The following is a 9,582-nucleotide window of genomic DNA, read 5'->3' as shown; positions in this document are numbered from 1 at the left end:
CCTTCCTGCCGCTCGGCGCGGCGGCGCCCGCCGCGGCGGCCGGGACGGACGGCGACCTGCTGACCGGGCAGTGTCCCGGCGCCGTGCCGGTGGGGGACACGAGCGTGACGACCAAGGACCCCTCGTACGGCGCGAAGGACCGCATCATCGACCTCGCCAACATCGGCGCGGCGCTCGCCTGGGACATCGGCGCCATCATCGGCGCGATGATCGTGGACGAGGCGCAGAAGGCGGAACGCGTCGAGACGTTCGTCGGCGACGTGCAGGACTGCTTCCCCGGCTACAACGTCATGGTCACCCAGCCCAAGGGCCTCACGACGCAGCACATGAAGGGCATGTTGCTGGCGAAGACGGTGTCGATCTCCCGTACGTCCTACCGCGTCCTCGTCTTCAAGGAGGGCACGTTCCACAAGGACGGCGACCTCGGCTACAAGAACTGGGGCTACAGCGGTTACTTCTCGCGCGCGGACGAGAACCGCACGGTCACCTTCACGGCCCCGCCGCCGGTCGCCCGCGACGACGACTGGTACGCCTCCTCGGTGGGCGAGGAGACCCCGATGTCCTGCGAGGTGCGCGGCATCACCGCCCCCGACGCCGATCTCCAGCTCGCCGTCGGCGACGGCAGCGACCAGAGCCGGGCCGCGGCCGACGAGAAACTCCTCGCCCAGGCCATGCACTGCTGGCCCAGCCACAACGTCCTGCTCCTGCACGACGGCGGCGCCGCGAAGTTCACCGGCACGGACTCGCTGAGGATGGCGGACGGCAAGGCCGCGTACAAGAAGAAGTTCGACATCGGCAACCGCACCTTCTGGCTGTACGTGACGGACACCGGGAAGGTGACCTCCACCGGGGACGGCGGCTGGCTCAACTGGGGCTACGGCGGCCACTACCAGCGCACCGAGAAGGACGGCGACGTCACCGTCGGCTTCACGCGCCCCGCCGAGGCGGACCTCAACCCCTCGGCCCCCTGGACCGGCGCGACGACCGATCTCGCCCTCCCCGACGCCGCGCACTACGTGTGCGCCGGGCCCCCGCCCGCGGGCGACGGCACCTTCGCGCAGCGCTCCGCCGCACGCCTCGAAGCCTGCTACCCCGGCACGAACATCCTCGTCGTCAAGAGCCTGAACAACATGCAGTTCGCCCGCGCCGAGGGCCTGCGGCACGTCTGGGAGGGCAACGACGGTCACACCGACTACGACGCCTTCGTGCTCCGCTCCGGCGACGTCCTCAACACCGGTGACGGCGGCTACGCCAACTGGGCCTTCTCCGGCTGGTACGAGCGCCCCGAGGGCCAGGACGGGTACGTGTCCTTCTCCGCGCCGCCCGGTGACGGCGGCCAGGACCCCCGGGTGCCCGACCTCGGCTCCCGCCCCGCGACGTTCACGGTCCGCTCGGGAAACTCGTCCTTCGACGTCTCCCAGCCCGCCGACTCCCTCGCCACGTACGTCCTCAAGGACGGCCAGAAGCCGAGGATGACGCTCAGCGCGGCGGACGGCGCGAAGCTGAAGTACACGATGGACGACTTCGACGTGAGCGCGCAGGGACGGCGGCCCACGGCCACCGTCACCGTGGACACGGCGAAGACCCACCAGCGGATCGACGGCTTCGGCGGCGCCATGACCGACTCGGCCGCCTCCCTCATCGCGGCCTCCCCGCACCGGGACGCGATCCTCTCCCAGCTCTTCGGCACCGGGGACAAGCAGGCCGGGCTCACCCTCGTGCGCTCGCCCATGGGCTCCAGCGACCTCATGGCGAACGGCACCGACGTGCACACCTACGAGGACACCAAGGGCAGCTTCTCCGCCGACGCCACCGCCGCCGACAAGCGGCAGATCGCCATGCTCCAGGCCGCGAAACGCGAAACCGGCGGCGACTTCAAACTCCTCGGCACCCCCTGGAGCGCCCCCGGCTGGGCCAAGCGCGGCGGCAGGCTCACCGGCAACGAGTGCGGCACCGAGCAGAACGAACTCGACCGCGGGAAAGTGAACGACTACGCCGACTACTTCGCCAAGTACGTCAGCGCCTATGACAAGGCGGGCATCAGGCCCTGGATGGTCTCGATGCAGAACGAGCCCGAGAACTGCAAGACCCAGATGCCCACGACCCTCCTCAACCCGGACGACGAAGTCGCCCTCTCCAAGGCGCTCAAGTCCCGGCTGCCCGGCGACGTCGGCGTCCTCGGCTTCGACCACAACTGGAACGACCCCGACTACGTCCGCACGCTCACCGAGCGGGGCTCGGTCGACGCGATCGGCTACCACTGCTACGACGGCACGCACTACGGAGCCCAGACCCAGGGCGTCACGACGCTCATGACCGAGTGCTCCGGCTTCGTCGACCAGTCCTCCGACGTCGCGGGGAACATGGGCTGGGAGGTCGCCAACCTCCTCATCGGACCGCTGCGCAACGGCTCCACGGGCTCCGTCTACTGGTCCCTCGCCCAGGACCCGAAGGGCGGCCCCGCCCTCTCCACGCCCGACGCCTGCCACACGTGCCGGGGCATGATGACCGTCGGCGCCGACGGCGGCTACACGCCCTCGCAGGACCTCTGGTTCTGGGGGCAGTTCGGGAAGTTCGTCCGCCCCGGCGCCGTACGCGTCGACTCCACGAACACCGGCGACCTCTCCACGGTCGCCTTCCGCGACGGCGACACCACGACCCTCGTCGTCCTCAACTCCCGTACCCACGCGGACGGTGGCGCGCCCGGCTCCAGCGAGTCCGACTTCCGCGGCAAGATCGTGCAGTACAAGGACGACGGGAACGCGCAGAAGACCTCCTGGCTCGTCGGCGCCGACGGCTACCGCCGCTGGGTGAGCGATCTCGGCACGTACGGCTGCCTCAAGGACGAGGCCGGGAAGCCGGACGCGGGCGGACAGCCCGGCGGGACGCTCGACAAGTACATCAACCTCAAGGACGTCTGGGCGGTGTGCGGCGCGAGCGTCATGGGCACCGACAGCGAGCTGGAGACCGGTACGTACCTCAAGTCCGGCGGCGGCGCGCGGCTCACCCTCGGCAAGGACGGCAAGCTCGTCGCGAAGGACGCCTCCGGCACCGTGCGCTGGACCGCGCCCGCCACGGGCGACCGGCTCATCCTCCAGGAGGACGGCAACCTCGTCCTCTACGACGGCCCCACCGCCCGCTGGGCGACCGGCACCAAGGGCAAGGGCGCCGCCTGGCTCTCGCTGCGCGACGACGGCACCTTCATCCTCTCCACGAAGGCCGACAAGACGGTGTGGACGAGCCCCGTGGACGCCGCCGCCTACCGGGGGCAGCTCGTGCAGTGGGACGGCGACAAGGCGGAGCAGAAGACGTCCTGGCAGGTCGGCCACGACGGGAAGCGCCGCGTCGTCCACGACTGGGACACCTTCAAGTGCCTGCACGACGCGGGCGAGGGCGACTCCCGCTCCGTCTCCAGCGACACCCTCGACAAGCTCCCCGACCTCACCGGCGTGTGGGCCACCTGCGGCGCCGACCGCGTCGGCGCGCAGGGCTCGCTGGAGAAGGGCGCGCACCTGGCGGCCGGGGACTACACCCTGGAGATGCAGGCGGACGGCAACCTGGTCGAGTACCGCGCCGGGAAGGCCGTCTGGTCCACCGGCACCAAGGGCAAGGGCACGGTGCAGCTCACCCTCCAGTCCGACGGCAATCTCGTGGCCTACGACAAGGACCGGCACGCCGTCTGGGCGAGCGGCACGAAGGGGAAGCGGCCCGGCTGGCTCGTTCTCGGCGACGACGGCTCGCTGCGGCTGTACGACGCGGACGGCAAGCAGACCTGGACGCGCTGAGGCGGACGGACGGAGGCGGCGCGGGGGCGGACGGACCGGGGTGGTCCGGAGCGGGCGGGGTCGGACGGAGCGGGGCGCGCGGGTGTGCCGCGTCCGCCTCGGCCCGTCCCGCGGGGCGGATGGCTCAGCGGTCCGCCCTCGTCCACGGCGTGACGCCGAGCCTGCCGGTCGTGCCGAGGTCGATGTGCTCGGGCAGCGTCTCGGGCACGGCCCCGTCCTTCGCCCGCACGCGGACGTAGCGTGCCGTCACCGGGGTGCCCAGGTCCGTCGTGTTGCGCCAGACCAGGCTCGCCCGCGCGCTCTCGCCGGGCCGCAGCACGACCCGGTGCGGGGGCCCGGCGCCCTCGATCGCGCTGGTGATCTCCCGGCTGCCGCGCAGCATCCTGACGCCGCCGAGCGGCGCGCGGTCCTCGTCCAGGAGTTCCAGGGCGGGATACCCCTCCACCGCGTACTCCCGCGCGCCGCAGTTGAGGAGGCGCAGGCCGACCACCCGCAGGCCCATGGCGGCTTCCCCCCCCGTGCCGGCGCGGACCCGGACGCCGGAGGCGGGGCAGCCGCCGTCGGCCCCCCGGGCCTCGGCCGACGGCACTTCCGCGACGTCCGTGATCTTCGCCCCGGTGACGCGGGGCGCCCCGGGCGGCAGGGCGCCGGCCCCGACCCTGCCCCGCACGGTCTTCCCCGGAGCGACGCCCGGCACGGTCGTGGTCGCGTCGGCCACGGCGGCGCCGTCGCCGCTCGTGAAGGTGAGGGTCACCGTGTAGGTCATGGCCTCCGCGCCGTCGTTGGTGATCTCGTACGCGGCACTGACGCCCGGGTCCGCGCCGGTGACGAGGCCGCCGGAGGCGAGGGCGTACCGGGAGGCCGTCGGCGAGGGGGCGGGCGCGGGGAGGGTCAGGGAGGTGACGCGGACGCCGTCCTTTCCGGGGTCCTCGACGCTCGTACGCGTGACAGCCGCCGTCGGCGGGGCCCCCGCCGTCACCGCGCCTCCCGCCTCCCGCGACCCGCACGCCGCCAGGAGCAGGGCCGCCGCCGCGAGGGCGGCGGACACGGGTACGGGACGGGCGACGGCCGCGCGGGGCGGCGTGGGTCTGCGCATCCGGTCATCCGATCAGCGGGCGCCTCCCGCACGTGTGACGGAGGCCATAGTTCCGGTCACAAGGCTGTCACAGGTGCCCGGCGCGGGAGAATGCGCACCGTGACTGATGACGACCCGAATCTGTGGCTGGAAGACATCGAGGGCGCGGCCGCCCTCGTGTGGGTGGGGGAGCGGAACGCCGAGGCCGAGGCGGAGCTGACGAGGGACCCCGGTTTCACCGCGCTCGAAGCGCGCCTGCGCGACGTGCTCGACGCGCACGACCGCATCCCGTACGCGACCCGGCGCGGCGGCCACCGCTACAACTTCTGGCAGGACGCCGGGCACGTGCGCGGCCTGTGGCGGCGCACCACCACCGAGGAGTACCGCGCGGACGCCCCCGCCTGGGAGACCCTGCTCGACATCGACGCGCTCGCCGCGGCCGAGGGCGTCGACTGGGTGTGGAACGGGGCCGTGGTGCGCGAGCCGGACCGCGAACGGGCCCTCGTGCGCCTGTCGCGCGCCGGGGCCGACGCCGTCGAGGTGCGCGAATTCGACCTCGTACGGAGGGAGTTCGTCGAGGGCGGATTCCGCGTCGAGGAGGCCAAGACCCGTATCGGGTGGGTGGACGAGGACACCGTCCTCATCGGGACCGGCCGCGCGGGCGGCTCGCTGACGGACTCCGGGTACGCGCGCACGGTGCGGCGCTGGCGGCGCGGGACACCGCTCGGCGAAGCGGCCGTCGTCTACGAGGCGGAGCGGAGCGACATCGCGGCCTGGGGGTACCACGACCGCACACCCGGCTTCGCGCGGGACTTCGTGGGCCGCTCGCCCGACTTCTTCACGAGCGAGCTGTATCTCCTCGCCCCCGGTGACCGGCTCGTCAGGATCGACGTGCCCGACGACGCCGAGGCGTACGCGCACCGGGAACACCTGCTGGTGACGCTCCGCGGCGAGTGGCTCGGGCACCCGCCCGGCGCCCTCCTCGCCTTCGGCTTCGACGCCTTCCTCGCGGGCGACCGCACCGCGCGCGTCCTCTTCGCGCCGGACGCGCGCACGGCCCTCGCCGGCCAGGCGTGGACCCGCCACCACCTGCTTCTGACCACCACGCGGGACGTCAGCAGCCAGGTCGAGGTGCTCACGCCCACGCCCGAAGGCCCCTGGACGCGCGCGCCGCTCACCGCCGTCCCGCCGCTCTCCGACGCCGCCGTCATGAACACCGACCCGGACGCCGACGACGCCTACGACCTCGACGTGGAGGGCTTCCTCCAGCCCTCCACGCTCTCCCACGGCACCATCGGCGCCCCGGCCGCCGTCCTCAAGCGCGCCCCCGCCCGGTTCGACGCCGAAGGGCTGCGCGTACGCCAGTACTTCGCGACCTCGCGCGACGGCACCCGCGTCCCGTACTTCGTCACGGGCCCCGACCCCGCGACGCACGGACCGGGCCCGACGCTCCTCTACGGCTACGGCGGCTTCGAAGTCTCCCTCACCCCCGCCTACGGGGCCGTGAGCGGCCGGGCCTGGCTGGAGCGCGGCGGCACCCGCGTCGTCGCGAACATCCGGGGCGGCGGCGAGTACGGTCCCGACTGGCACCGCGCGGCGCTCAAGGCCGAACGACCGCGCGCCTACGAGGACTTCGCCGCCGTCGCCGCCGACCTCGTCGCGCGCGGCATCACGACCCCCGCGACGCTCGGCGCGATGGGGGGCAGCAACGGCGGCCTCCTGATGGGCGCCATGCTCACGCGTCACCCCGAACTGTTCGGCGCGGTGGTCGCCGAGATCCCGCTGCTCGACATGCTCCGCTACCACCGGCTCCTCGCGGGCGCCTCCTGGACGGCGGAGTACGGGAACCCGGAGGACGAGACCGACCGCGCGCACCTGCGCGACCTCTCCCCGTACCACCGCCTCACCGCCGACCGCGCCTCTACCCGCCCCTCCTGCTGCGCACCTCCACCCGCGACGACCGCGTCCACCCGGCCCACGCCCGCAAGTTCGCCGCCCGGATGCGGGAACTCGGGCACAGCGTCCTGCTGTACGAGAGCCCGGGCGGCGGCCACGGCGGCGGCAGCGACAACGGGCAGGCCGCCTTCAACAGCGCGCTGGCGTACACCTTCCTGTGGCGCCGCCTGAACCCGCCGCGTGCCGGCGGATCAGCCCCGCCAGCCCGGGGGTGAGCCGCAGCCGGTCTCCCCGGCGTGGCGGGCGAGGTAGGCGTCGATGGTGGCGCGGAGGCCGGGGCGGGGGAGCGGCACGGGGGCACCTCGTGGGCCGGGGCGCGGAGGGGAGTCGTGGGGGAACGGGGGCGGGGCGGTGCCGGAAGGTCATCGGCCTTTTCCGGATGCTCCCCGTGACGCGCGCCGTGTGAAGCTTCCGGCCCGGGGTACCCACGGGTTCACCGCGGACGAGGAGGAGCCGGTGGGGCCGAGGGAAGCGGGGTGCTGGGCCCGTAAGGAGACGGCGGCCGTCGCCGGGACCGTACGGACCGTGTTCCGGCAGCCGGGGCCCGAGCGCGACACGGTCGTGCAGTCGCTCAAGGCGGCGGGCGCCGCGATCGCCGCGTGGGCGCTCGCCGGCTGGTGGCTCAAGGCACCGATGGCGCTGCTCGCCCCCTGGACGGCGCTCGCGCTGGTCGACGCGACCGTCTACCGCTCGCTGCGCGCGGGGCTCCAGCAGCTCGCCGTCATCCTCCTGGGCGCCCTCACCGCCGCCGCCGCGCTCGCCCTCACGCGCGGCGACACCCTCGGCGCCATGGCTCTCGCGCTGCCGCCGCTCGTCCTCGCCGGCACGTACCGCAGACTCGGCGCCCAAGGGGTGTACGGGGCGACGACCGCGCTCTTCGTCATCACCGCGACCTCGGCGAGCGCCGTGGAGATCGGCCACCGCCTTCTGGAGACCTGCATCGGCGCCGTCATCGGCATCGCCGTCAACGCGTTCGTACTGCCCCCGGCGCACCTGCGCAACGCGGGCGACCGGCTGCTGCGCCTGCCCCGGGACACCGCCCGGCTGCTGCGCGGGATCGCGGGCGGGCTGCGCGGTGACTGGCCGGTGGAACAGGCGCTGGACTGGCACGAGGAGGCCCGCCGGACCGAGGAATCACTGGAGCGCGTACGGGAGGCCAGGCGCGGCGGCGAGGAGAGCTCGCGCCTCAACCCCGGCCTGCGGCTGCGCCGCGGGCGGCCCCCGCAGCCGCCGCTCGCCCTCGACGCGCGCTGGGCTGCCGTCACCGACCACCTGCGGGCCGTCACCCGGACCCTCGCGACCCTCGCGCAGGGCGACAACCCGCTCCGCTCGCCGGGCGGCGGCTTCTTCGCCGACTGGGCGCGGCTCGCCGAAGCGCTCGCGGTGCTGTGCGAGCGGGAGTACGAGGCCCTCGCGCGCCGGGAACCGACGGCGCCCTACTGCTTGGAGGCGCGCCCGGTCCCGGAGGAGGCGCGCGCGGCGTACGAGGCACTGGACGCGTCCTTCCACGCCCTCTCCGGCACGGGCGCCGTCCCGGCCGGTGAACTGCTCGCCGAGACCCGGCAACTGCTGCGGGCCCTCGTGAGCGACGTGCCGGAGGAGGTGGGGCACTGAGCGCGGGGCGCCCCCTCCCGGCGCCCGGGTCCGCCGGTCCGGGTATGAAACGCCACCACACGGGCACCCATGGTGTTCCGGCCCCCCCACGCCGCCCCCACGACAGGACACCCCCATGACCCACCGTTCCCCGCCCCTTCCCGAACCCGCGGCGGCCGACGCCCTCCTCCCGCCGGGTGACGCGGGCGTCCCCCAGCCGGGCGATTTCGACGCCGCCGCCGCCCGCGCCGCGACCGCCGCGCGCTTCACCGCCGCCGTCCGGCACATCGAGGACGGCGGGCTCCGTTTCCCGCTCCCCGGCAGCGGGGCGACCGGACTGCGCTTCGCCGCGCTGCGCGGAGTCGCCGAGGAGGATCTGGCCGTGGCCCGCCTCGTGGAGGGTCACACCGACGCGCTCGCGATCCTCGCCGAGCTGGGCGGGCCCGCGCCCGCCCCCGGTCAGCGCTGGGGCGTCTGGGCCGCCGAACCGCCCGGCGAGGGCGTACGCGCCGCCCACGACCGGGCCGCCGGCACCTGGACGCTCAGCGGCCTCAAGCAGTACGCCTCCGGCGCGCACTCCTGCACCCACGCCCTGGTGACCGCCCGCACCGAGCGGGGCCCCCGCCTCTTCGCGGTCCGCCTCGATCGCGGCACGGACGGGGACGGTCCCGCCGACGCGGAGCGGCGCACGGACGCGGACCGGGGCACGCACGCCGGCCGGGGCACGTACGAGCCCGTTCCCGGCACCTGGCCCGCGCTCGGCATGGCGGGCTCGGACACGCCCGGCGTGCGCTTCGACGCGGCGCCCGCGCAGCCGGTCGGCGAGGCCGACGCCTACGTGCGCAGGCCCGGGTTCGCGCACGGCGGGGTCGGTGTCGCCGCCTGCTGGCTCGGCGGCGCCCACGCGGTGGCGGGTGCGCTGCGCCGGGCCGCCGCACGCCGGGAGAACCCCTTCACCGACGCCCACCTCGGCGCGGTGGACATCGAACTGCACGCGGCCGGGCTGGCCCTGGAGCGCGCGGCGGCCGAGATCGACGCGGACCCCGAGGACGCCGAGGGCGGCGCCGCGCGACGTGCCCTGCGCGTCCGCGCCCTCGTCGCCGCCTCCTGCGAACGCGTCCTCGCCCACGTCGGGCGCGCGACCGGAGCGGGACCGCTGTGCCACGACCCCCG

4 protein-coding genes and 1 pseudogene are annotated in these 9,582 nt (G+C 74.6%); 4 read left to right on the top strand and 1 reads right to left on the bottom strand.

The genetic code is table 11. The features are described from left to right. The coding region (locus tag SSBG_RS05190; RefSeq protein ID WP_078491217.1) for a hypothetical protein at nucleotides 1-3,785 on the top strand (3,785 nt) is incomplete at its 5' end. A gap of 124 nt (nucleotides 3,786-3,909) precedes the next feature. Here SSBG_RS05190 and SSBG_RS05185 read toward each other — a convergent pair. Then, complete coding sequence (locus SSBG_RS05185) at nucleotides 3,910-4,881, bottom strand: DUF4232 domain-containing protein (protein WP_037868996.1); 972 nt, start codon at nucleotides 4,879-4,881, stop codon at nucleotides 3,910-3,912. A gap of 90 nt (nucleotides 4,882-4,971) precedes the next feature. On the opposite strand from SSBG_RS05185, the pseudogene SSBG_RS05180 reads away from it, so the two are divergent. The 3 genes and pseudogenes from SSBG_RS05180 to SSBG_RS05170 form a co-directional block, all read left to right on the top strand. Beyond that, a pseudogene (locus SSBG_RS05180) lies at nucleotides 4,972-7,031 on the top strand (prolyl oligopeptidase family serine peptidase). A gap of 241 nt (nucleotides 7,032-7,272) precedes the next feature. Further along, nucleotides 7,273-8,430, top strand: a complete 1,158-nt coding sequence (locus SSBG_RS05175; RefSeq protein ID WP_037871129.1) for an FUSC family protein — start codon at nucleotides 7,273-7,275, stop codon at nucleotides 8,428-8,430. A 115-nt stretch (nucleotides 8,431-8,545) separates the two neighbouring features. Then, nucleotides 8,546-9,582: acyl-CoA dehydrogenase (locus tag SSBG_RS05170; RefSeq protein WP_008745158.1), on the top strand; the 1,037-nt coding region annotated here is incomplete at its 3' end.

Source organism: Streptomyces sp. SPB074, assembly GCF_000154905.1.
In the GTDB taxonomy this organism is placed as follows: domain Bacteria; phylum Actinomycetota; class Actinomycetes; order Streptomycetales; family Streptomycetaceae; genus Streptomyces.
Note: the sequence above shows the minus strand (reverse complement) of the source record. Positions and strands in the feature narration are given on the sequence as shown.

Excerpts from the sequence above, each read along its gene's own strand:
- SSBG_RS05185 (WP_037868996.1), bottom strand. The coding sequence starts at position 4,881 with ATGCGCAGACCCACGCCGCCCCGCGCGGCCGTCGCCCGTCCCGTACCC.